Source organism: Aestuariivita sp., from assembly GCF_049276915.1.
Lineage (GTDB): Bacteria > Pseudomonadota > Alphaproteobacteria > Rhodobacterales > Rhodobacteraceae > Aestuariivita.
In genome coordinates this window covers 1-23,227 of record NZ_JBASXK010000158.1, presented here as the reverse complement: position 1 = coordinate 23,227, position 23,227 = coordinate 1, and the positions used below count along the sequence as shown (strand labels likewise).

Below are 23,227 nucleotides of genomic sequence, written 5' to 3'. Positions count from 1 at the left end.
ATGATGCAACAGCGGGAAGGGGCCAAACCATGACATTTGCCTGGATATTGACCTATGCGGTCGTGTTTGTCGGCGGGCCTTGCATCGTGCTCTGGTTGATGCGGCCTCAGGCCAGCGTGGCTGCGGTGCGCCGTTTGGGCATTTTGACGATGGCCATGGTGGTATTGTCCATCGGTGCCACGATGCTGGGAGCGCCGGGCAGTCTGGCAGCGGCGATGCTCTGGGGGGCTTGGGTGTCGTCAATGGCGCTCATGGGGCACGTGCTGCGCCTGATGATCGGCTCACCCGGTGCGCGACGCTGGACAGCGGCGATGGCCGCCGTGGGGGCTACGATACCCTGGTTTGGACTTTTGATTGCACGGGCGGTTGCAGGTTAGATGAAAACGGAATTCACGGATATTCAACTCAAGGATCCCGCAATTGCGCGATCCAACGAGATACTGCGCAGCTGTGTGCATTGCGGCTTTTGCACCGCCACATGTCCCACCTATCAGGTGCTGGGAGACGAGTTGGACAGTCCTCGAGGCAGGATTTATCTGATCAAGGACATGCTCGAGAACAACCGCGAGCCGGATGAAAAGACGGTCACGCATATCGACCGCTGTCTGTCGTGTCTTGCCTGCATGACGACCTGCCCGTCGGGCGTGCATTACATGCACCTGGTCGATCATGCGCGCGAGTACATCGAAGAGCGCTACAAGCGCCCCTTGTCAGACCGCGTGTTGCGTTGGATTCTCGCGCATATCCTGCCCTATCCGATGCGCTTTCGCGTCGCCTTGCTGGGCGCAAAGATCGGTCGCCCCTTTGCCCGTCTGATGCCGGATGCGCGGCTCAAGGCGATGCTCGAGATGGCTCCCAAGACCATCCCTCCCGTGTCGCGCAATGATGATCCGCAAAGCTTTGCGCCCCAGAGCGAAAAGAAGATGCGTGTGGCGCTGATGACGGGCTGCGCGCAAAAAGCGCTGAATACGGATATCAATGATGCCACGATCCGTCTGCTGACGCGTCTGGGTTGCGAGGTTGTGGTGGCGCAGGGTGCTGGCTGTTGCGGGGCGCTGACGCATCACATGGGCAAGACTGCGCAAAGCCATGCGACCGCTGCCAGGAACATCACGGCCTGGGCTGGTGAGATGGATGGGGCGGGTCTTGATGCCATCGTGATCAATACCAGCGGTTGTGGCACGACCGTGAAGGATTACGGGCATATGTTCCGAAATGAGCCGCTGGCCAAGGATGCCGCGCGGGTCTCGGAACTGGCTATGGATATCAGCGAATTGTTGATGAAGCTTGACCTGCCAGAAGGTGACAAGAAGACGTTGACGGTGGCCTATCATGCGGCCTGTTCTCTGCAGCATGGCCAGCAGATCAAAACCTTCCCCAAAGACTTGCTGAAACGCGCAGGATTCACGGTGGTCGAGCCGCGCGACAGCCATCTGTGTTGCGGCAGTGCAGGCACCTACAACCTGATGCAGCCCGAGATTTCCAAACAGCTCAAGGCGCGCAAGATCGAGACCTTGGAAGCCAAGAACCCCGATATCATTGCCGCTGGCAACATCGGTTGCATGATGCAGATCGGATCAGGGACCGGAGTGCCAATCGTGCATACGGTGGAATTGCTGGATTGGGCAACGGGCGGACCGCAACCGCCGGCCCTGACCGCAGACGGAAAACGTCCGCTTGAGGTCCCCATCCTGCGATAGCCCTCTGATCGCCCCATTTTAGCCGCAGCCGCTTGTTAGCCGTTGAGCAACATGGAGGCGTGGATGGCTTTGGGAAAGTGGCTTTTGGCAGTTGCCTGTCTGGTTGTGGGGATGCCCGCATCCGCGCAGGATGCGCGTCTGAAAAGCCTTGATACCAGCGACGCGGGTCGCGGTTGGGATGCTGTGGGGCGCCTTGACATAGATGGCAAAGGATTTTGCACCGGGGCGCTGATCGCTCCCGATCTGGTTCTGACGGCCGCGCATTGCCTCTTTGACAAACAGACCAGGGCGCGGGTCGATCCGGCAAGCATCCAGTTCATGGCCGGATGGCGAAATGGGCGTGCCTCGGCATATCGCGATGTGCGTCGTGCGGTCGTCCACCCGGACTATAATTTCGACGGCAGCGTTTCGCCCGAGGGCGTGCGCTATGACGTTGCTCTGCTGGAGTTGCAGCACCCCATTCGCAATACCTCGGTGGTTCCGTTTGAAACGGCACAACGCCCCCGCAAGGGTGACGAGATCGGAGTCGTCTCTTATGCCCATGATCGATCCGAAGCACCGGCCCTGCAAGAACTCTGCCGGGTGATGGCGCGGCAGGCAGGGGTTCTGGTGATGTCATGCAATGTCGATTTCGGCTCCTCAGGGTCACCTGTCTTTTCATTCGAGGGTGGCAAGCCGCAAATCGTGTCAGTTGTATCGGCCAAGGCAGAGGTGAACGGGCAAAACGTATCGCTTGGAACGTCATTGCAGGAGCCATTGGCCCTGCTGATTGCCGATCTGGCCAATGGCGGTGGCTATGGCATTGCGGCTGCCCCGCGCATCGGCAGAGTAACGGTGAATGGTCAGCGCCGCGACACAGGCGCCAAATTCGTCAAGCCATGAGAATGCGCGCGCTTGTCGCCGGGGTTCTTGCGCTGTTTTGCGCAGATCTGGCCATTGCGCAGTCAGATGGATTGCGCCGCCTGAGTGATCGCGATGATCTGTTGGGATGGGAAGCCGTTGGCCGTCTTGATACGGCACAAGGCGGTTTCTGCACCGCAACGCTGATTGCATCGGATCTGGTTCTGACGGCCGCCCATTGCGTATTTGATGGAATGCGTTTGCGCCAGCCGGGCGAGCTGACCTTTCGTGCCGGATTGCGCGACGGCGTCGCGATTGCGCAGCGCGACGTTGTGGCCTTTGCCGTGCCGGATGCCTATCAGCGCCAAGCCGGGATGAGCATGGACAATGTGCCCCATGATGTCGCGCTCTTGCGTCTGAGCACGCCGATCACATCGACAGATGCCGATCCATTCATCCTGCATCAGGGTGCTGTAGAGGGCAGCGAGATCAGCGTGACGTCCTATGCTGAAGGGCGGGCCGAGGCATTGTCGCGCCAGCGCAGCTGTCGCATCGTTGCCCAGCAACCGCCGCTGATGGCGTTTGATTGCAATGTGAGTTTCGGCTCGTCCGGTGCGCCCGTCTTTGTCAGCAACGGGACGCGTGGGCGTATCGTGTCGATCATTTCCGGCGGTGTGCGTCTGGATGGCACATTGGTCTCAGTGGGCATGGCGCTTCCCGATGTCGTGGCCGGATTGAAAGCCGATCTGCGCCGTCAGGGTGCATCGCCTTCATTCCCCGGAGTGCGCCGCTTGGGTGCCGGAGACGGGCGCGCCTCGTCTGGTGCCAAATTCGTGCGTCCGGGCGGGTCTTGAACCCTCTTTGATGGCTTCCTATGTCGGGTGCAGCGGGATGCCAAATTCGGGTCTCGCCTTTACCAACCGCCCGTCCGTTCCGGAGGGCACATACACGTCAATCGCTCATAGATGAGGATATAGACCATGCGTAGTTTTGATCTTGCACCCCTGTACCGTGCAACTGTCGGATTCGATCAGATCGCCGACCTGATGGACCGGGTTCTGACCAATGATGTCAGCCAGTCCACGTACCCCCCTTACAACATTGAAAAGACTGCCGATGATGCCTATCGCATTTCGATCGCGGTTGCGGGCTTTTCGGATGTCGAACTGAACGTCGAAGTGCGTGAGCAGAGCCTGATTGTTTCGGGCCGCAAAGCGGATGAGGATGGCGAGCGCGCCTTTCTGCACCGTGGTATCGCCACCCGCGCGTTCGAACGGAAGTTCCAGCTTGCCGATCATGTGCATGTCACCGGTGCAGCGCATGAAGATGGGATGCTGCATATCGACCTCAAGCGCGAAGTGCCCGAAGCACTCAAACCGCGCCGTATCGAAATTTCTGGTGCTGCGAAAGCCATCGAAGGCAGCGTAAACTAAGCCGTTCCCTCGGGTCTTGGTTTGGCGGCTCAAAGCGCAAGCTTTGGGCCGTTTGCCGTTCCGGGGCTTTGCCCCTGATGTGGGCGGCCTCTGCTCTGCAAGTCCTGTCCCCGGTCAAACAGCCTTGCCGCGCCAGGCGATCCAGGCGCTGACAAGGCTGGCCAGTTTGATGGCCAGAAGAGCTTTGAGCAGGGTCTCGGGCGTCGGTGCTGCCGTCATGATCACACCCATCGACGTTGTGGCCACAGCGCCGAGCCCCACTGTCAGGGCTCCGGTGAACCCCGAAGCCGAGCCCGCAAGGCTTGGGTCCACGCTCATTGCGCCTGCGTTGGCTGTGGGCGTGGTGAAACCGTTGCCGATACCTATGAAGATGGTGAAGCCAAACAGCGCAAGCGGCGTTGCGGGCAGTGTCATCGTGGCGATCAGGCCGGCACCGAGGCCGGTGATCGAGATCATGCGCCCCACCAGCATGATGCGATCCGGCCCAAAGCGTGGACCCAGACGCGCTCCGGCAAAGCTGCCGACCATAAAGCCCGCCGTGATGCTTCCCAATCCTATTCCAAGTGTTGTTCCGCTCAGCCCATAGGTTTGGGCCGCAACGATCGGAACACCGGCCAGAAAGGCGTAAAACGCACAGGTCGAAAGCGCCACAGTCAGCGCATAGGCCCAGAATTGCGGCGCGCGCAGCAAGGGCCCCGGGCCCGGTCGCGCTGTGCCCGAGAGTTTTCGTGTTTCCGACAGGTCCAGCACGATGGCGATCAACAGCAGGGCGGCAAGCACAGCATATAGCATGAAGTTGGCGCGCCAGCCGAACATATCCTGCAACAGCCCGCCCAGCATGGGCCCAAGCAGCGGCGCGATGGCCATGGAGCCTGCGATATAGCCCAAAAGACTGGCCGATTCCGTTTGATCGCGGGTGTCGCGCACGATGGCGCTGGCCAGGATATAGCCGGACACCATGACGCCTTGGGCAAGACGACAGGCCAGGAACATCGCCCAATTCTGTGCCAGAACGCAGCCCAGAGAGGCCAGCAGAAACCCGGTGACGGCAAAGATCGCGGTGGGGCGGCGACCGATCCGGTCTGACAGAGGTCCGATGATCAATGCAAGGACAGCCGTCATCGCCAGATAGCCGCCAATCGACAGGGTTACAGTGCCGTAGCTGATGTCGAACGCCTCGGCGATTGCAGGCAGCGAGGGCAGAAACATGTTCACGGACAGGGTTGTGGCGGCTGTCATCAGGATCAGGGTGATCAGGCGTGGACTGCGTGCGATGGTCATGGCGTGGGTCCGAATGAAAACGCCCCCAAGATGACTTGAGGGCGCAGGGTTGCGACGCGAACGGTCGGCGATCGGAGCGCCGGTCGGGTTTGGAAGCGAAGACGGGTAGCTGTGCCTGCCGGTTGCGGTTGATCAGGACGCCGGATGTGTATCCGACGTCCGTCAAACGGCCGCTGCATTACACCGACATGCAGACATACTTCATTTCCAGGTAGTCTTCGATGCCATGATGGCTGCCTTCTCGGCCAAGGCCGGATTGCTTGATGCCGCCAAAGGGGGCGACTTCTGTCGAGATGATGCCTGTGTTCACACCGACAATGCCGTATTCCAGAGCTTCGGCCACTTTGTAGACGCGGCTGAGATCCTTGGCATAGAAATAGGCAGCAAGGCCGAAGATCGTGTCATTTGCCATTGCGATCACCTCGTCCTCATTGTCGAACTTGAAGAGAGGGGCAAGAGGGCCGAAGGTTTCCTCCTGCGCGACTTTCATGTCCTGAGTGACACCGGTGACCACTGTAGGCTGGAAGAAATTGCCGCCCAAAGCATGTGCCGAACCGCCGGTCAGAATTGCGCCGCCTTTCGCTGTGACGTCGCCCAGATGCTCAAGGACCTTGTCGATCGCGTCCTGATTGATCAGCGGACCCGTGGTGATACCGTCGCTGAGGCCATCCCCGACGTTCAGCTTTTCCACAGCCACTTTCAGCTTGGCGGCGAAGGCGTCATAAACGCCGGCCTGCACATAAATGCGGTTTGCGCAGACGCAGGTCTGACCGTTGTTGCGGAATTTGCACAGCATTGCGCCTTCGACGGCAGCATCCAGATCCGCGTCATCAAAGACGATGAATGGGGCGTTGCCTCCCAGCTCCATCGAGCATTTCATCACCTGATCGGCCGCCTGTTTCAGCAGAATGCGACCAACCTCGGTCGAGCCGGTAAAGGTCAGTTTGCGCACGGCGGGGTTTTCGCAGAATTCCTTGCCGATATCCGAAGACCGCGACGAGGGCAGGATATTGAACACGCCTGCGGGAATACCCGCACGTTCGGCCAGAACACCCATGACAATGGCACTCAACGGAGTCTCGGCTGCGGGACGCGCAACAAAGGAACAGCCCGCGGCCAGCGCTGGCGCGGCCTTGCGGGTGATCATCGCATTCGGAAAGTTCCACGGAGTGATCGAGGCTGCCACGCCGATTGGCTGTTTGAGGACCATAATGCGTTTGTCACGCTGGTGGCCGGGAATCATCTCGCCATAAATGCGCTTGGCTTCCTCGCCGAAGAATTCGATGAAAGAGGCCCCGTAAGCGATCTCGCCCTTGGCTTCGGCATGAGGTTTGCCTTGCTCAGCAGTCAGGATCGTGCCCAGATCATCGGCGTTCTCCATCATCAGATCGAACCATTTTCGCATGACAGCCGCGCGTTCCTTGCCTGTCCACTTTGCCCATTCTTTCTGCGCGACTTCGGCTTGAGCGATCGCACCGGCCACCTGCGCGCGCGAGAGATCGGCGACTTCGGCGACCACGTCGCCACGCGCAGGGTTCGTGACGGGAAATGTGCCATTGTCACCATCCACCCATTTGCCGCCGATATAGGCACGGGTTTCCAGAAGGCTTGGGTCCTTGAGCAGCGATTTCAGATCGGTTGTGGCGTCCAGCATGGCATTCCCTCCGCGAGATTTTACTCGCAGAGGGAAACCAGTTGGAGATAGGTTTGTCCAGAGCCAGATCAGGAGAGACGCGCGTGGAACTGGATGATGCCTATGCCAATTCGGCCTATATCGACGGTGCCGATGCCTATCCGCCGCGTTGGGCGGCAAAGGCCGCTCAGTTTCGTGACGCGCTGGGCGCGCGCGCCGAGCTCGGGCTGCGCTATGGTGCGGGCGAAAGGGAAGTGTTCGACCTCTTTCACCCCCTTGACGCAGCGCGGGGTACGGTCGTCTTTGTGCATGGTGGCTATTGGAAGGCATTCGACCGGACATATTGGTCACATCTGGCGGCAGGATCATTGGCGCAGGGATGGTCGGTGGCGATGCCATCCTACACGCTCTGTCCGGAAATCGCGATTTCGGGGATCACCAATCAGATCGCAGCCGCCGTATCGGCAGTGGCCGATCGCGCCGAGGGGCCGTTGGCGCTGACGGGGCATTCGGCGGGCGGGCATTTGGTGGCGCGGATGCTTGAGCCGGGCATGCTGCCCTTCGCGGTGGCCCAGAGAATCGCACGGGTTGTTCCGATCTCTCCGCTCTCGGATCTTGAGCCTTTGTTGCGGACCTCGATGAATGACGTCTTCGGCATGGATGGAGCCGAGGCGCGTGCGGAAAGCCCGGTGCATCAGCCTGTTCCGGATGTGCCGGTCACGGTGTGGGTCGGTGGTGACGAGCGTCCGGCTTTCCTTGATCAGGCGCGGTGGTTGGCCGAGGCCTGGTCCGTGGAATGCCATATCGCGCAAGGCAAACACCATTTTGATGTGATTGATGCGCTGGTTGACGCCGATAGCGATTTGAGCCGCCTCTTGACCGGCGCGTGAGTTCGGGCAATCTGCACGGGCCGGAACGATGGCGTCGCTCCAACGGTTTTTTCCCCTTGTCCTGTACGCCGGGACCTTTCTGAAAAGGAGGGTCTGACATGACCGCTCGCCCAGATATGTATCGCTATCACAATGGTGAAAAGGCCACGCTGCCATTCGCCGAAATTGAGTATGAAGCCCGCCTCAAAGGATTGCGCCAGCGCATGGAGGATGCGGGGTGTTCGGTGGCCGTTTTCACCTCCATGCACAACATCGCCTATTACTCGGGATTTCTCTATTGCTCATTCGGACGGCCTTACGGTCTGGTCGTGACCGAAACCGAGAGCGTGACCATCAGTGCAGGCATCGACGCAGGCCAGCCATGGCGCAGATGTCATGGCGACAACATCACCTATACCGACTGGCAGCGTGACAATTTCTGGCGTGCGATCCTGTCTGTCTGCGGCGAAGGAAAGATAGTGGGCTATGAGGGTGATCATCTCACCATCATGCAGCGCGAAAAGCTTGAGGATTTCCTCAAACCCGCCGTGACCGTGGATATCGCTCCAACGACCATGCGCCAGCGGATGCACAAGTCGCCCGCAGAAATAGCCTTGATCCGGCAAGGCGCGCAGGTTGCCGATGCAGGCGGCTATGCGATCCGCGATGCGATCAAGGTGGGCACGCGCGAGATCGACGTTGCCATGGCCGGGCGGGATGCAATGGAAGCCGAGATCGCCAAGCGGTTTCCGGACGCCGAATACCGCGACACATGGGTGTGGTTTCAATCCGGGCTGAACACCGACGGTGCACATAACCCGGTCACTGCACGCCAACTGCAGCGGGGCGATATCCTGTCGCTGAACACGTTCCCTATGATCTCGGGGTACTACACGGCACTGGAACGCACACTCTTCGTGGGCGAGGTGGATGCGGCGTCCCTGAAGGTCTGGGAGGCCAACGTGGCCGCCCATGAATACGGGATGAGCCTTCTGGTGCCCGGTGTCAGCTGCGCCGAGGTCACCCATAAGATCAACGCATTCTTCGAAGAACGCGACATGCTGCAATACCGCACCTTTGGATATGGACATTCGTTCGGTGTTCTCAGCCACTATTTTGGCCGGGAGGCCGGTCTGGAACTGCGCGAAGATATCGACACGATCCTGCAGCCGGGCATGGTGATTTCCATGGAGCCGATGCTGACCATCGCCAACGATCAACCCGGTGCTGGCGGCTATCGTGAACACGATATTCTGGTCATCACCGAAGATGGGAACGAGAACATCACCGGCTATCCCTACGGGCCCGAGTTCAACGTGGTCGGCTGATCCCGCATGCATCTGATGCACTGATCTTGCGCGGCCATGCGTGAGGTCAGTGCGATGCGCGCTCCAACTCTGCTCTTCCAATGGCTCTTTGCATTTGCAACAGTTTGTCAAAAGCAAAAGACCGGGTGATGTAAATGATCTTAACATCACCTATATGGACAGTAACAGTTTCTTTGGAGGTTCGCATTTCATGGCCGATTTTGATGCAATGGTTCAGGAGTCGCAGGAGCAGGTCGCCAAGACTCAGGCCGAGATCGCGCAGCTTTCCGCACGTATCGAGGCGGCACGGGCCAAGATCGTGGCCGGTGAGGATGCTGCGATAGATATCGAAAATGCAACGCTTGAGGATGTGCACGCCCATACGGATGTGATGAACGCCAATATCGCCGAGTTGATCATGGGGCTGGACGATGTCACCGAGGCGTTTTCCAAAGACTTTGACGAGATGCGCTCGAAGACCGGTTGGGAGAGCTTTGTCGGCGTGTTTTCCCGCGGCAAGTCGGAATCCATGCGTCAGGAACGGATGCGCACGGCCTCGATCGACGACAAGCTACATGATCTGATCGCCAAGTCGGATGTGATTGTGACCTTGCTGCAAAGCCAGCTTGAGATGCTTGAAGGCGAGAAGGTGAAGGTCGAGACCAACCTCTCGGCGACATTGGATGAGCGGGAGGCGGTTGTCGGTGAACTGGAAGCGCTGCGCCGCGATATTCAAGACATGGATCCAAAGATCATAGCGCTGGAAAACAAGATCTCGGTCGAACAGGACGCCGCCGCGCGCACCAAGCTTGAAACCGAACTTGCGGCGCTGAACACGCAGTACAATCAGATGGTGCAGGACGAGCAGGTCAAACTTGCCCGGTCCCAAACCCTGGAGCGCTATATCGAGAAGGGCAAGACATGGGTCGACAGCTTGCAGAACCAGGCGGCGACTCAGATGGTTCTGATCAACAAGCTGCAGACGGATACCAAGCAGCGCGTGGTGCTATATGACGCGCTCTCCAAGTCGCTGAAAACCGCGCAACAACAAGACGTGGCGCATCGCATCAATGAGATCGGTGTCAAAACCGATCAGGAGGCGCAGTCCGCCATGGCGGCCATCGGGACGGCGACCAATCAGAAAATGGCCGAGATGATGGAAAAGCACGAAGATCACATGGTCTTTGCCCGCGATGTGCTGGAGGCGAAAGCCAAGGCAGATGAACGCTTTGCCCGGCGCTTTGCCAAGATCATCGAGAAACATGACAAGAACCTCTACGGATCATGAATATGCAGAAACTCTCGTTCCTATTGATTGCTTTGTGGGTCGCCTCGTTGATCGGTGCCTATTTCGACCTGCTCCCGCGTGAGGTCGAACTGGGGGGAATCGTTCTGGGTGCGATCGGTCTTGGCCTGATGTGGTTGCCGCGATTGCGCAAACCGAAAGTCAGGGATGAGTGAAACGGGCGTTGACCCCAGCGGGCTGACGGATCGCTTTGCGTCGCGCCGGTATTTTCGCAAGTTCGAAGCGATCACCGGGCATCTGGGCCGTGTCGCGGCGGTCATGGAGGCAGATGACGGATTAAGCCGCGAAGAGGTAAAGATCCTTGCCCGCTATGGCACGATGCTGACCTTCACGTTTCGCGCCTTGTCGATGAAATATCTGCTGGTGGGGCGTGACACCGGGCGGTTCTTCGGCTCGCTTGCCATTGACCGGCGCGAGAGTGGTTTTCCGATGATCGCCGAGTTGTTGACGATGGCCAATGACGCCCAGCAGGCCCGCGGGCATCTAGATGGCATGCCCACGGCCGAGCAGCTGAAAGATCAGATGGCGCGTGTCATCATTTCGGATCAGGAACTGCCCACCAAGCTGCAATTCGCGCTGAGCCAGCGGTTTTATTATGAGGAGTTGCTGCGCGGAGAGCTGTTTTGGGCGCAAAACCACCCCGTCTGCCAGTGGCAGGGCAATATTGACGAGCGGCGCCGCAGGTTCCTGATCCATTGGGCGGTCTATGACAGCCAGGTCAATCTGCCGGTGATCTACCTGATGGAGCTGGAAGACACCGGCAAGGTCGCCCTGCCCAAGGATGAACGCCGATGGCCCGAGGTCAACGCGCATCTGATGGCGCAGTCGCTGGGCGGGCTCAAGCTGGTGACGATCGCGCAGGGTTTTGACGAGGATTTCGCTGATCTGCACCCCAAACGCTTGCGACGGTTTCATCTGGGGCCGATGTATTCGAGCGCCTTCACGGATCAATCCGGCCCTTTGCGGGCGGTTCTGGACGAAGCCCGCGCACCCGAGGGGCAGGACTGGGCGCTGGCCTGGACGGCTGAAACGCTGCAGAGCGAGCGCGTGCGCGAAGAACGGACGGGCTGGTTTTCCAATGTGGAGCGCGAGGTGTTTCTGCTGGATCCATTCGGCGGACGCGGCGCGGAAACCGGGGCAACACGGACGGAACGTGCGATCATTCTTCCTCAGCGTCCCTATCAGGTCTTGTCAGAAACAAACCCGCCCGGGTTTGCGGATGTGCGCAAGTTTGTCGTCGGCGCGGGCGGGCGGGTTCTGAGATACTGAGGTGAGGCATATGGGTCGCCTGAGGGAGCCTCCGGCGGGGATATTTGAAGCAAGATGAAGAACGGGATTTCGAGATGAGTTTGACGTCTGATCTGATGGAGCTGCCCGAGGCGGATATTGTGAAACATTACCCTGTTGCGCTGATCCTGTTGCAAGGCTTTGATCATGCGCCCCGGATCGGCAGGGCTGTGGTGGAAACCCGGGAGCGATCCTCCGGACTTGGGACCCGGCGACGGTTTCGCTCGACCACGCCTGGCCTGGCGACGCGTCGGGTCGAGCCCAGTGGGGGCGTGCAGCTTCTGGCGCGGATCGAGGCGGCGGATGGCGATGATGAACTGGTCTCGCCTGCGCAGGCTCAGGTGATGCACGCCCTGCGTCGCGCTCTGGCGATTTCTCTTGCGGTCTGTGAGGCCTATGCCGAGCGCACGGCGCTGGCCGATCTGAAGCGGGCCAATCTGGCCGGCGATTTGCCGTCGGCGCGCAGGGCCGAGTTTGGCGAATTGCTGGCAGCCGAGGCGTTGATCTCGCTGCATGTGTTGGGCAATGCGCTGGCGGTTTTGATGTCGTCCCACCTGTCGGAGGTCACTGTCGAGGTCGGTGAGGTCGAGGAAGTTCTGAGCGAAAACGGGCAACTGGCATTGCATGGTGCGCTCTGGGAGCTTGATCAGGACATCGCGGAACATGCGGTGGATGATGTACATCTGGTGGCAACGGTTGCGGCCTATGGCGAGCAACTGATGGCAAAAGTGGCCGCGCGGGCCGGGAGCGCGCCGCGTCTTGAGCCTTTCACCAGCGCTGCCTGGAAGGTGGAGGCGGATAATCTGACCATTCGCGGGTTCGAGGCGGCCAGCAAGGCCAAATCCACCACCCTGACGATGACGTTCAAGAAGCCGAATGAGGTCGTCGGCAACCATATTGCCAAGTATCAGGCGATGCGTCTGGCCAAGATGATCATGGCCTATGATTTCGAGCGTCGGCTCAATCCGTTTGTCGAATTGGGCGGGTTCATCTTTACCTTCATGGGCGATGGCAAGCCCGGCACCGGCAAGACCACGTTGATCCAGATGATGGCGGGCATGATCAATGAATATTGTCAGATCGCAGGCTATCCGTTTCGTTATCAGAACCTGAGCACGGACAATATCGACAGCTATCAGGGCAAGTCCGGACAGAACGCCAAGGCCTTTGTCAACAACGTGATCGACCCTTCGGTGATTGGCTTCGGCACGATCGACGATATCGACACGCTGGCGGGCAAACGTGGTGATCGGCAGTCGAGCTCGGGTCAGCTCGAGATCACTGCCGTGCTGATGGAAAGCTTTGCGGGAGCCAACACGGTGGTGCGGGGCAATTGCACCTTTGGCATGTTCTCGAATTATCCCGAGAACGTGGATGATGCCTTGCGCCAGCGCGCCGGGGCTCGGTTCCTTGTGGATGGTCCGCAGACACGGGAGGATTACATCGACATTCTTGCGCTGCTGATGGGCAGGAACCACGACATCCCTCTGGGTGCGCATGAGCTTTATGCGGCGCAGGAGATAAAGCGCGCGGTGTCGGCGTCCTTTGCCGCCCACAACCTCCCGCAGGAAGAGGGGCTGGTCCGGGTCTATGAGCAGGTGTCTGAGGATCTCGGTGAGTTGGATACCATCGCCAAGCTTGGTGCCTATCTCAAGGCTATCCAGGCGGCGGATGAACGGTTCACGGGTCGCGCGATCAAGAACATCACCGACGCGGTCAAATTGCGCGCGATGGATTTCGAATTGTCAGATGAATGGATGGAGGAGCCCGATCTGTTCCTGTTTCAGCCCTATGACACCAAGCTGAGCATGATCAAGGACCTGCGCCAGCCGATCACCGTCGACATGGTGATACAGGAGATCAACCGCTATGCCGACAGTGAGTTTCGCTATGCCGACAAGTCGGACGAGGTGGCGATCGACACGATGGTGCGTGATTTCGCGCGCACAGAAGAGGCCAAGCGACGCTATCTGGAGGGCAAGGGCTGATGGGCGGCGTGAGCACGGCCCTGTCCCTGGCCGAGCAGGGTTTGACGTCATGAAACGCCTCATTGAAGCCGGCCTCATGTTCGGCAATCTGATCGAGGTCGCATCGCCCGTCCTGGTCGAACGCTATAACCGCGCGCTCAAGCATCTGACCGGGAAACAGACTGAACTGACCGATTTTCATATCGATATCTCGGGCTATTCTCCCGAGGTCGGCGATGAGTTGGGCGATCATCTCTATCTGAACCATGCCGGCGTGAACCGGCAGTTCATTCTGCTGACGACAGAACAGAAAACAGCCCCGCTGCTGAACGCGAAATTCTCCAATTCCCGCGATATCATCCGCCGGTTCATCGAAGAGAACGAACCGCAGCTTTTTGCGCTCACGGCGCGCGATGCGGTGGCCGGGGAACTGGTGAATTCTGTCTATGAGGTCGCCACGCCCGAGCAGCTTTTCGACATCCGAAAGATCGAGATCGAGGCGGATACCGCCGGTGGAACCTTGTCGACTGCAGACAAGCTGGCGGGGTTGGTTGATCGATTCAAGACCGAGGACGACGCCTGGTTCGATGATGTTCTGATCGCCGAAATGATCACGCTGGCAAAGAAAACCGGGGATATCGCGCGCAATCCCGTGCGTCTGAAACACATGAGTTTCGAGCAGGTGAATGTCTGGACGGCGCTGTTCGGGGGCCTTTATGTTTTTCGCGGGCTTGAGCATCCGGCAGTTATCTCGGTTGGCCCGAAGCAGGATCTGGGCACGGTCCCGCTGGAACATGTGTTTGATCTTGGCGATCGCAATCACATCGCCAAGTTCCTTGATCTGAACGGATTGGTTGAACCGATTGTCACGGCGCGCGGTGTGGATGCTGCGGCGATCCTGCGCCAGAAGATCGATTTCGTGCTGATCTCGGCAGCGGCGGATGCCGGCTTGGATCTCAGTGCCACCACGCGCGCCGATATGCGTCGTTTGGCACGCCAGATGGCAGGGCGTTTACCGCCCGAGTTCGATGCGCTTGGTGATCTTGTGCGCTGGGCTGAAACCAAGGGGAAATGGCCGCGGATCTCGTCGGAACATCCGGCGTATTTCTATACTCTCAGGGCGGCTGCCACGCCGGTGGCCGATCTGGTCAACATGTTGCTGAGCGAGCTGACACCGCGCGATTTTCGCCAGACATTCATTTGTCACAAACGGTTGTTCTATGGCCGTTATGCGACATGGCCGGAAACGAAACAGGACTATGTGGTTGATTTCCTGCTGCGCGAGTATCAGGTGGATAGGGCGGGAGCGCGCGCGGCATTGTTCGGGCGTGAGCCCGATATGGATGATGCAACCCCGCCGCCACTGCCGCGGCGGGCGGCGAATGCGGATCTGGTGGCGCGTGTTGGCCCCTGGGGTGCGATAAGGAGGCGGTAGGATGCTTGGCGCGGCAAGGCTTATGGTAACTCTCTTTGTGGCGTTGACGATCGTCTATGTCTGCCTGTCATTCTATTCCCGCTCGGTGCGACGCACGAAACTGGAAGAGCGCTGGCATCAGGAAGGTATTGGCGGCGACAAGGAGACTTTCATTCGCGAAGGTCTTGAGGAGTATGACGGCTCGATTCGCCGCAAGCTGATCCTTGGGGTCTATGTCGTGCCCCTGGTTGTGATTGCCCTGCTGATCTATGTGACGAACTTTATGTAAGGACGGGCCGATGCGTTACTTGAAATGGACAATCATTGCCCTTTTCTGGGGGTCAATCGCGGCGTTTCTGCATTATACGCTGCCCCAGAATGATGTCGTGCGCATCGTGAATACCTATGAAGAGCGTCAGGAACTCAACGACTGGACACGCATCTTCTGGGCGACACCGGATGATCAGGCTGCCGCGCTGATCAACCGGGATGTGCAGTTCATTCAGGCGATCAATGAAAACGGACGTGTGCGGGTCTATCGTAACGAAGACACCGGCTGGCGCTGGCCGCCTTACTTCAAGTTCGATACCGCCAATCTTTACACAGAAGCGGCTGATCTGGTCTCGACCAAGGATAATCCCGAATGGGTGGTCGTGCGCCATTATGGTTGGCGCAATGAATTCTTTTCGTCCTTTCCCAATGCCGTGGCGCTCAAACCCGTGGACGGTCCCGATTACCGCCCGATCAACTGGTTCAACATTATCTTCCTGACGGTGTTTGTCGCTTTTGTATATGCGGTCTGGGTACGCTGGCGCAGGTTCCGTCAGGCCCGAATCGATCCGGTGCTTGAGGACATCGGCGACAGTTTCGACGCAGCAGGCGACGCCATGCATGAGAAAGGCGGCCGCCTGCGCCGCTGGCTGAACAGCTGGCGTTCGCGCTGAGATCAGGCTTTCGCGGGCAAGACGCGCTTTTGATTGCGCGCGTCATCTTAGGTACCAAGAGGGTGTCAGGTTTCGCGGGAGGTTTGAGTTTCCTTCCCTCATCCAAGCTGTCCTCTCTCTGAGCGTGCAGGAAGGATGCGTCTTGTGGGAGGTGCCATCTCGGCCTACATCTGCGCGTCATGGTACAGAAGAAATCAGATCCCAATTACAAGGTTATCGCCGAAAACCGCCGTGCGCGGTTTGACTATGCAATCGATCGGGACATCGAATGCGGGATCATCCTGGAAGGCTCCGAGGTGAAATCGCTGCGCTCAAATGGTGGTAACATCGCTGAAAGCTATGCCACCGTGGAAGAGGGTGAGCTTTGGTTGGTGAACAGCTATATCGCCCCCTATGCTCAGGCCAAGGCGTTTCGCCATGAAGAACGTCGCCGCCGCAAGCTCTTGGTCAGCCGCAAGGAGATGGCGGATCTGTGGAACGCCACGCAACGCAAGGGGATGACGCTGGTGCCCATCGTGATGTATTTCAATCATAGGGGCATGGCAAAAATCAAACTGGGCATCGCCAAGGGCAAAAAGAACGCCGACAAGCGGGAGACCGAAGCCAAGCGCGACTGGTCACGCCAAAAGCAGCGTTTGCTCAAAGAGAACCGCTAAAACAGGATTTTGGCTTCCTGAGACACTTTTTCGACGCTTGGGTTTGCTGCTCCGGGTTGCCAGCCCTGCCCCAGAGGCGCTAAGCACCAAACCGTTGCCGAAAGGGATGGCTCATGTCTGCTGACGATCCGAAAACGCTGGTCTCCACTGAATGGCTGGCAGCTCACCTCAAAGACCCTGATCTGCGCATTCTGGACGGATCGTGGTATTTGCCCACCGTTCAACGCGACCCGAAAGCCGAATATGACGCCGCGCATATTCCCGGCGCGCGGTTCTTTGACATTGATGATGTGTCCGACAATCGCTCGGAACTGCCTCATATGGCACCTCCGCCGGAAAAGTTCATGAGCCGCATGCGTGCCATGGGCATCGGCGATGGACATCAGGTGGTTGTCTATGATGGGGCCGGCCTGAATTCCGCCGCGCGCGTGTGGTGGCTGTTTCGGCTGATGGGTCAGCACAATGTCGCCGTTCTGGATGGCGGATTTCCCAAATGGCAGGCCGAAGGACGCCCGATCGAAGATCTGCCGCCGATCGTGCGTGATCGTCACATGACGGTGCGTGTGCAAAACCAGCTTGTGCGCGATGTCACGCAGGTCTCGTCTGCCTCCAAGCTTGGGGATCATGAGATCATTGACGCACGCTCTGCCGGGCGCTTTGCAGGAACCGATCCCGAACCGCGCGCAGGTTTGCGCTCTGGCCACATCCCGGGCTCGCGCAACCTGCCGTTTCAAACCCTGCTGACCGAGAAGGGAACGATGAAGGATGTACCGGAATTGCGCGCTGCCTTTGAAGCTGCGGGCATCGATCTGGCCAAGCCTGCAATCACCACCTGCGGCTCGGGCGTGACCGCCGCAATCCTGGCGCTTGCCATGGAGCGGCTGGGGAAAACAGATTGGTCCGTCTATGACGGATCCTGGTCAGAATGGGGTGCCTTTCCCACTTTGCCCGTCGCAACCGGAGAGAACTGATGTTTGAAAAACTCAAAGCACAGCCCGCCGACAAGATCCTGATGTTGATGCAGATGTATCGGGAGGACCCCCGCGACACAAAGATCGACCTCGGCGTCGGTGTCTACAAGAATGCCGAAGGCGTGACGCCCGTCATGCGCGCAATCAAGGCTGCCGAACACCGTCTTTGGGAAGAACAGCAAACAAAGGCCTACGTGGGCCTGGCCGGCGATCCGGCCTTTTCGGATGCGATGATCCAGCTGATCCTCGCGGATGCAGTGCCGCGCAATAACGTTGCCGCGGCCGCCACGCCGGGTGGCACCGGGGCCGTCCGGCAGGCTTTTGAACTGATCCAGATGGCCAACCCGGATGCACGTGTTTTTGTCAGCAATCCGACCTGGCCGAACCACCTCTCGATCCTGAACTATCTTGGCATCGAAACCGTCAGCTATCGCTATTTCGATGCGGAAACACGCGGCGTAGATTTCGAAGGTATGCTGGCAGACCTGAAAGGCGTCCGCCGTGGCGATGTCGTCCTGCTGCACGGATGCTGCCACAATCCGACCGGTGCCAATCTCAACCTCGTGGAATGGGCAGCCGTGATCGACGTGCTGAATGCAGCCGGTGCCATCCCGATGGTCGATATCGCCTATCAGGGCTTTGGCGACGGTCTTGAAGCCGATGCCGAAGCGACGCGTCTTGTCGCCTCGAGTGTGCCGGAATGCCTGATCGCGGCAAGCTGTTCGAAAAACTTTGGCATCTACCGAGAACGCACGGGGTTGCTGATGGCGATATCCCAGGACACCAGTGCTCATGCTCTCAATCAGGACACGCTGGCCTTCCTCAACCGTCAGAACTTTTCCTTCCCACCTGATCACGGGGCGCGTCTGGTCACGATGATCCTGAATGATGCCGACTTGCGCGCGGATTGGGCACGTGAACTTGAGGATGTGCGCCTGTCCATGCTGAGCCTGCGCCAGGACCTCGCCGATGAGCTTCAGCGCCTCACTGGCTCGGACCGCTTTGCCTTCCTGGCCCAACACCGGGGCATGTTCTCGCGTCTCGGAGCCAGCCCCGAACTGGTCGAGCAATTGCGCACTCAACATGGCATCTACATGATCGGGGACAGCCGGATGAACATCGCGGGTCTGAATGCGAAAACCATTCCGATTCTGGCCCGGGCGATTGTCGACGTCGGCGTCTGACTCTCCACCATCGGTCATGGTGGCCAAGTGCAAGAGCCTCCGGCGGCCGGTATTTTCAGCAAGAAGAAGCATTGGGGTGTGACCTCATGCTTCTTTTTGCCGTGAAATACCGGCGGGGAGTTTGAGGGGCTGGCCCCTCATACCAGCCGGAAACACTTGCCCCCGAAGGGGCGCATCCGAACAACAAAAAACCCGGGCGCGAACGCCCGGGCAGTTGGTCTAAGGCTGATGGGAGGAGATATCAGCCTTTGGAGAATTCCGGATAGGCCTCCATGCCCAGTTCGGACATGTCCAGACCGTTGATCTCGTCCTCTTCGGTGACGCGGATACCCATCGTCGCCTTGAGGATGAACCAGACGATCGCAGAGGTCACGACCACGAAGATACCGACAACCAGGATCGAGTAGAGCTGCACGCCCAGCGACGCATCGGAGTTGGTGAAGACCACCGCGATGGTGCCCCAGATCCCGGCGAAGAGGTGCACCGGGATGGCACCGACCACGTCGTCGATCTTGAGCTTGTCGAGGAACGGGACTGCGAAGACGACGATCACACCGCCTACGGCACCGATCAGCGTTGCGGCGCCCAGAGAAGGGGTCAGCGGTTCGGCGGTGATCGACACCAGACCGGCCAATGCGCCGTTCAGCACCATGGTCAGGTCGGGCTTCTTGTAGAGGATCTGCGTCAGGATCAGAGCTGCGATCGCACCACCGGCAGCAGCCGTGTTGGTGTTGGCAAAGATCCGGCCAACATCCGCGACATCACCGACCGAGCCCATGGCCAGCTGCGAGCCGCCATTGAAGCCGAACCAGCCCAGCCACAGGATGAACGTGCCCAGGGTCGCCAGAGCCAGGTTCGAACCAGGCATCGGGACAACTTTGCCGTCTTTGTACTTGCCGATACGCGGTCCAAGGATGATGGCACCAACCAGAGCGGCCCAGCCACCCACAGAGTGCACAACGGTCGAACCTGCAAAGTCCAGGAAGCCCATCTCGTCCAGGAAGCCACCGCCCCATTTCCACGACGCCTGCAGCGGGTAGATGATGGATGTCAGAACGATCACGAAGATCAGGAAAGGCCACAGTTTGATGCGCTCGGCGACGGTGCCCGAAACGATCGAGGCGGTTGCCGCACAGAACATCAGCTGGAAGAAGAAGTCGCCGGATGTGGCCGCATAGCCATAGTCATCGGCTTCTTCTGCAGTCACGCCGACCGCTTCCAGAACACCGGGACCCCAGACGCCGGACAGTATGCCGTCCATCATCCATGTGCCCAGCGGGTACATCAGGTTATAGCCGATCAGATAGTAAAAGATCGCAGCCATTGAAAACAGCGAGATGTTCTTGATCAGCTGCATGGTCACGTTCTTGGACCGCACGAGGCCGGCTTCCAGCATGGCGAATCCGCAGGCCATGAAGAAAACCAGGAAGCCGCCGATCAGGAACAGCAGCGAGTTCATGATAAAGACCATATCCGTGGAGGGGTTCACACCCGGCACGGGGCCATCGTCCTGGGCCAGGCCCAGGCTCGGCAGCGCAACAAGTGCGGCGGCCGGAAGAAGAGTCTTGAGAAGTGTCATCCGTCTGATTTCCCTATTCGTTGCGCCGCTCAAAGGGCGTCTTCGTTGGTCTCGCCGGTGCGCACGCGAATGGCCTGCTGCACGTCGAGCACGAAAATCTTGCCGTCACCAATCTTGCCGGTATGAGCGGTTCTCGTGATCGTTTCGACGATCTGATCGACCATCGAAGCCGCTACGACGATTTCCAGTTTGATTTTTGGTACGAAATTGACCGCGTACTCCGCGCCGCGATAGATTTCGGTGTGGCCGGATTGAGATCCGAACCCCTTGATTTCGGTCACCATCATACCGCGCACGCCGGCCTCGGTCAGCGCTTCGCGGACCTCTTCCAGCTTGAACGGCTTGATTGTTGCTATGATGAGTTTCACACGCATCCCCTTCTGTAGGCAGGCTCCCCTGCATTTACACAGGCAGGAAAAGCGTGAACGGTGGCCCAAGGGAACGGATTGCCCCTTCGCGGAGGGGGTGAGTTGGGGAAAGTTGCATAATTTTTGCACAAAAAAGTAAAATTGATTAAAAAATGGTCATAATGGGTATGATTGATTTACTGTGAAGACCACTCAACAAATCCATCCATGCAGGCTATGTTGGCAAAAAACAGAGCCGGGCAGGGCGCAGAATGAGTGATTCACGGCGGCGCAAACCGCCTTTGGTTGCAGACAGGCGATATCCCGGTGGGGCATCAAAGCCAGTGGCCAAACGGGCAAAGCCAAAAGCGAAACCGGCGCGCAAGCGCTCTGGCGGCGGTGGCGGTCGCAAGACCCGCGCGCGCAAGCCGGGTTTGCGCGGCTTCATCGGCGCGATCGTGTCATGGTTCATGCGACTGATCTGGCGGATCACCTGGGTCACCGGTGCAGCCTTCGCGCTGATCGTCTCGGTCGCCGTGGCTGTCGAGTACACGAAACTGCCCGAATTGGATGCGCTTCTGGATGCGCGTGCACGAGGATCGGTGACATTGCTGGATCGGGATGGCGCAGTCTTTGCCTGGCGCGGAGAGCAGTTCGGCGGTGTCGTCACCACGGATACGGTCTCACCGCATCTCAAGAATGCGATCATCGCCACCGAGGACCGCCGCTTTTACCGCCATTTCGGGGTCAGCCCGCGTGGTGTGGCCAGTGCCGTGCGCATCAATCTCAGCGAAGGGCGCGGACCTTTGTCGGGGCATGGTGGCTCGACGATTACCCAGCAGACGGCCAAACTGCTTTGTCTGGGAGAGCCCTACGATCCGGCGGGCGGTGTGACAGAGGCCGAGTATGAGGCCGAATGTCGCCGCGGTTCGCTGGTGCGCAAGGCGCAGGAAGCGATCTATGCGCTGGCGCTTGAGGCCAAGTATTCCAAGGATGATATTCTCACCATCTATATGAACCGCGCCTTCCTTGGTGCCGGCGCGCGTGGGTTCGAAGCGGCCAGCCAGCGGTACTTTGGAAAATCTGCAGCTGAAGTGAACCCGGCCGAGGCCGCGATGCTGGCGGGATTGCTCGTCGCTCCAACGCGGTTTGCACCCACCAATGATCTCGAACGCTCGCAGAACCGTGCAGCGACGATCCTGCGCCTGATGAATGAGCAGGGGTTTCTGAGTGATACGGATCGGGCCTTGGCGATGGCGTCTCCCGCGCAACTGAGCGAAGCGGCCGAGGCGCGCGCGGGGGGCTACTTCGCAGATTGGGTGATGTCATCGGGCCCCGAGTATTTCACGCGCAACACCACCGAAGACGTGATCATTCGCACCACGTTGGATCAGCGGTTGCAGCGGGCAGCCGAAGAGGCGCTGAAAGACATCTTTGAAAACAAGGTGCGCGAAGGGTCCAAGGCGCAGGCCGCTGTTGTGGTCATGAGTTCGGATGGCGCGGTGCGCGCGATGGTGGGCGGGCGCAAGTCCCGTGTGCCGGGGGGCTTCAACCGGGCCACGCAGGCTCTGCGCCAGACCGGATCGTCCTTCAAACCCTTTGTCTATGGAGCCGCGCTGGATCTGGGATATTCGCCTTTGGACACCGTGATTGATGCGCCCTATTGCATCACGATCCCGGGCTCCGGAGACTGGTGCCCGCGGAACTACAGCAATGAATTCTTCGGCGAGGTCACTCTGACCCATGCGCTCAAGGACTCGCTGAATATCCCGGCGGTGAAAATCTCCGAAGGGGTGGGGCGCGAAACCGTGCGTGCCGTTGCCGAAGGGTTCGGGATCGAAAGCGATCTGGCCCTTGGACCGGCGCTGGCCCTGGGGGCCTCGGAAAGCACATTGACCGAGATGACAGGGGCCTATGCCGGCATCCTGAACGGGGGGTCGTCCGTAGAGCCCTATGGAATGATTGAACTGCGCCTGCTGGGCGATGAGGAACCCTTGATGGGTTCAGATGGTGGCATCGGCGAACGCGTCATCCAGGAAAGTGCCGCGCGTGAATTGATCTGGATGATGGAAAAAGTGGTCAGCGAAGGCTCAGGTCGCCGCGCGGCTCTGCCCGATCGCAAGGTGGCGGGCAAGACCGGCACGACGCAGGCGGCGCGGGATGCTTGGTTCATCGGCTTTTCTGCCGATTACGTTGCAGGCGTATGGATGGGCTATGACGACAATACTCCGTTGACCGGTGTAACCGGTGGCGGTTTGCCCGCCGAGATCTGGCGCGAGACCATGGTGCGGGTGCACGAGGGGTTGCCGGTAAACCCGCTACCCATGCAAGCCCCGCGCGGCGCACCAACATCCCGTGGGACATCTGCGACGCAACAAACCGTGGAAAGTGTCCTGAACCGGATTTTGCACGATATTCTGGGCGGCGGCGGCAGCCCGGGCCCGGCACCAAGGACGGATCGGTGACCCCCCCTGCTTCTTCTTGCTTACAAATACCGGCGGGGAGGTTG

The 23,227-nt window shown here is 59.2% G+C and carries 22 protein-coding genes; 18 read left to right on the top strand and 4 right to left on the bottom strand.

Translation table 11 applies throughout. From position 1 onward, the window contains the following. The first annotated feature begins 29 nt into the window (after positions 1-29). From WAO69_RS16590 to WAO69_RS16570, 5 genes are all read left to right on the top strand, one after another. Positions 30-377 (top strand): hypothetical protein, encoded by a 348-nt coding sequence (locus WAO69_RS16590; RefSeq protein ID WP_422181170.1) that lies wholly within the window; start codon positions 30-32, stop codon positions 375-377. Next, the gene (gene glcF / locus WAO69_RS16585) at positions 378-1,700 is read left to right on the top strand and encodes a glycolate oxidase subunit GlcF (RefSeq protein ID WP_422181168.1); all 1,323 of its coding nucleotides are present in this window, start codon (positions 378-380) and stop codon (positions 1,698-1,700) included. Between the two features lie 63 nt (positions 1,701-1,763). Then, positions 1,764-2,582 (top strand): trypsin-like serine peptidase, encoded by an 819-nt coding sequence (locus WAO69_RS16580; RefSeq protein WP_422181166.1) that lies wholly within the window; start codon positions 1,764-1,766, stop codon positions 2,580-2,582. A gap of 2 nt (positions 2,583-2,584) precedes the next feature. Next, positions 2,585-3,394 (top strand): trypsin-like serine peptidase, encoded by an 810-nt coding sequence (locus tag WAO69_RS16575; protein WP_422181164.1) that lies wholly within the window; start codon positions 2,585-2,587, stop codon positions 3,392-3,394. 126 nt (positions 3,395-3,520) lie between these two features. Further along, complete coding sequence (locus WAO69_RS16570; protein WP_422181162.1) at positions 3,521-3,973, top strand: Hsp20 family protein; 453 nt, start codon at positions 3,521-3,523, stop codon at positions 3,971-3,973. A 114-nt stretch (positions 3,974-4,087) separates the two neighbouring features. Here WAO69_RS16570 and WAO69_RS16565 read toward each other — a convergent pair whose 3' ends face one another. Continuing rightward, positions 4,088-5,254, bottom strand: a complete 1,167-nt coding sequence (locus WAO69_RS16565; RefSeq protein WP_422181160.1) for an MFS transporter — start codon at positions 5,252-5,254, stop codon at positions 4,088-4,090. A gap of 178 nt (positions 5,255-5,432) precedes the next feature. Further along, the gene (locus tag WAO69_RS16560; RefSeq protein ID WP_422181158.1) at positions 5,433-6,908 is read right to left on the bottom strand and encodes an NAD-dependent succinate-semialdehyde dehydrogenase; all 1,476 of its coding nucleotides are present in this window, start codon (positions 6,906-6,908) and stop codon (positions 5,433-5,435) included. Between the two features lie 83 nt (positions 6,909-6,991). Here WAO69_RS16560 and WAO69_RS16555 point away from each other — a divergent pair, with 83 nt between their 5' ends. The 12 genes from WAO69_RS16555 (at position 6,992) to WAO69_RS16500 (ending at position 18,792) form a co-directional block, all read left to right on the top strand. Beyond that, entirely contained in the window at positions 6,992-7,777 is a 786-nt protein-coding gene (locus WAO69_RS16555) for an alpha/beta hydrolase (RefSeq protein ID WP_422181156.1), read from the top strand. A 98-nt stretch (positions 7,778-7,875) separates the two neighbouring features. Beyond that, positions 7,876-9,084, top strand: a complete 1,209-nt coding sequence (locus tag WAO69_RS16550) for an aminopeptidase P family protein (RefSeq protein WP_422181154.1) — start codon at positions 7,876-7,878, stop codon at positions 9,082-9,084. A gap of 190 nt (positions 9,085-9,274) precedes the next feature. Further along, the gene (locus WAO69_RS16545) at positions 9,275-10,351 is read left to right on the top strand and encodes a hypothetical protein (RefSeq protein ID WP_422181153.1); all 1,077 of its coding nucleotides are present in this window, start codon (positions 9,275-9,277) and stop codon (positions 10,349-10,351) included. Positions 10,352-10,353: 2 nt separating this feature from the next. After that, a complete protein-coding gene (locus tag WAO69_RS16540) occupies positions 10,354-10,524 on the top strand; it encodes a hypothetical protein (RefSeq protein WP_422181151.1) in 171 nt (56 codons plus the stop codon). Next, positions 10,517-11,638: a hypothetical protein gene (locus tag WAO69_RS16535; protein WP_422181149.1), complete on the top strand. Its 1,122-nt coding sequence runs from the start codon at positions 10,517-10,519 to the stop codon at positions 11,636-11,638. Before WAO69_RS16540 ends, WAO69_RS16535 begins: the two co-directional genes overlap by 8 nt. Before the next feature lie 74 nt (positions 11,639-11,712). Next, entirely contained in the window at positions 11,713-13,644 is a 1,932-nt protein-coding gene (locus WAO69_RS16530; RefSeq protein WP_422181147.1) for an ATP-binding protein, read from the top strand. Positions 13,645-13,693: 49 nt separating this feature from the next. After that, positions 13,694-15,058, top strand: coding sequence for a DUF6638 family protein (locus WAO69_RS16525; protein ID WP_422181145.1), 1,365 nt, complete (start codon positions 13,694-13,696; stop codon positions 15,056-15,058). 1 nt (position 15,059) lies between these two features. Then, entirely contained in the window at positions 15,060-15,326 is a 267-nt protein-coding gene (locus WAO69_RS16520; protein WP_422181143.1) for a hypothetical protein, read from the top strand. 10 nt (positions 15,327-15,336) lie between these two features. Then, on the top strand, positions 15,337-15,981 hold the full coding sequence (locus tag WAO69_RS16515) for a DUF1523 family protein (protein ID WP_422181141.1): 645 nt from the start codon (positions 15,337-15,339) through the stop codon (positions 15,979-15,981). Positions 15,982-16,160: 179 nt separating this feature from the next. Continuing rightward, a complete protein-coding gene (gene smpB / locus WAO69_RS16510) occupies positions 16,161-16,637 on the top strand; it encodes an SsrA-binding protein SmpB (RefSeq protein ID WP_422181139.1) in 477 nt (158 codons plus the stop codon). A 113-nt stretch (positions 16,638-16,750) separates the two neighbouring features. Then, positions 16,751-17,608: a 3-mercaptopyruvate sulfurtransferase gene (gene sseA, locus WAO69_RS16505; protein ID WP_422181137.1), complete on the top strand. Its 858-nt coding sequence runs from the start codon at positions 16,751-16,753 to the stop codon at positions 17,606-17,608. Next, complete coding sequence (locus WAO69_RS16500) at positions 17,608-18,792, top strand: aromatic amino acid transaminase (protein WP_422181135.1); 1,185 nt, start codon at positions 17,608-17,610, stop codon at positions 18,790-18,792. The genes sseA and WAO69_RS16500 overlap by 1 nt, the downstream gene beginning before the upstream one ends. A gap of 241 nt (positions 18,793-19,033) precedes the next feature. Here the strand turns inward: WAO69_RS16500 and WAO69_RS16495 are convergent, their stop codons facing one another. Both WAO69_RS16495 and WAO69_RS16490 read right to left on the bottom strand, forming a co-directional pair. Further along, positions 19,034-20,371 carry an ammonium transporter gene (locus tag WAO69_RS16495; protein ID WP_422181133.1) on the bottom strand — a complete coding sequence of 446 codons (1,338 nt, stop codon included), beginning with the start codon at positions 20,369-20,371 and terminating at the stop codon, positions 19,034-19,036. 29 nt (positions 20,372-20,400) lie between these two features. Then, positions 20,401-20,739, bottom strand: coding sequence for a P-II family nitrogen regulator (locus WAO69_RS16490; protein WP_422181131.1), 339 nt, complete (start codon positions 20,737-20,739; stop codon positions 20,401-20,403). Between the two features lie 251 nt (positions 20,740-20,990). Here WAO69_RS16490 and WAO69_RS16485 point away from each other — a divergent pair, with 251 nt between their 5' ends. Then, complete coding sequence (locus WAO69_RS16485) at positions 20,991-23,183, top strand: transglycosylase domain-containing protein (protein WP_422181129.1); 2,193 nt, start codon at positions 20,991-20,993, stop codon at positions 23,181-23,183. Positions 23,184-23,227: the final 44 nt, after the last annotated feature.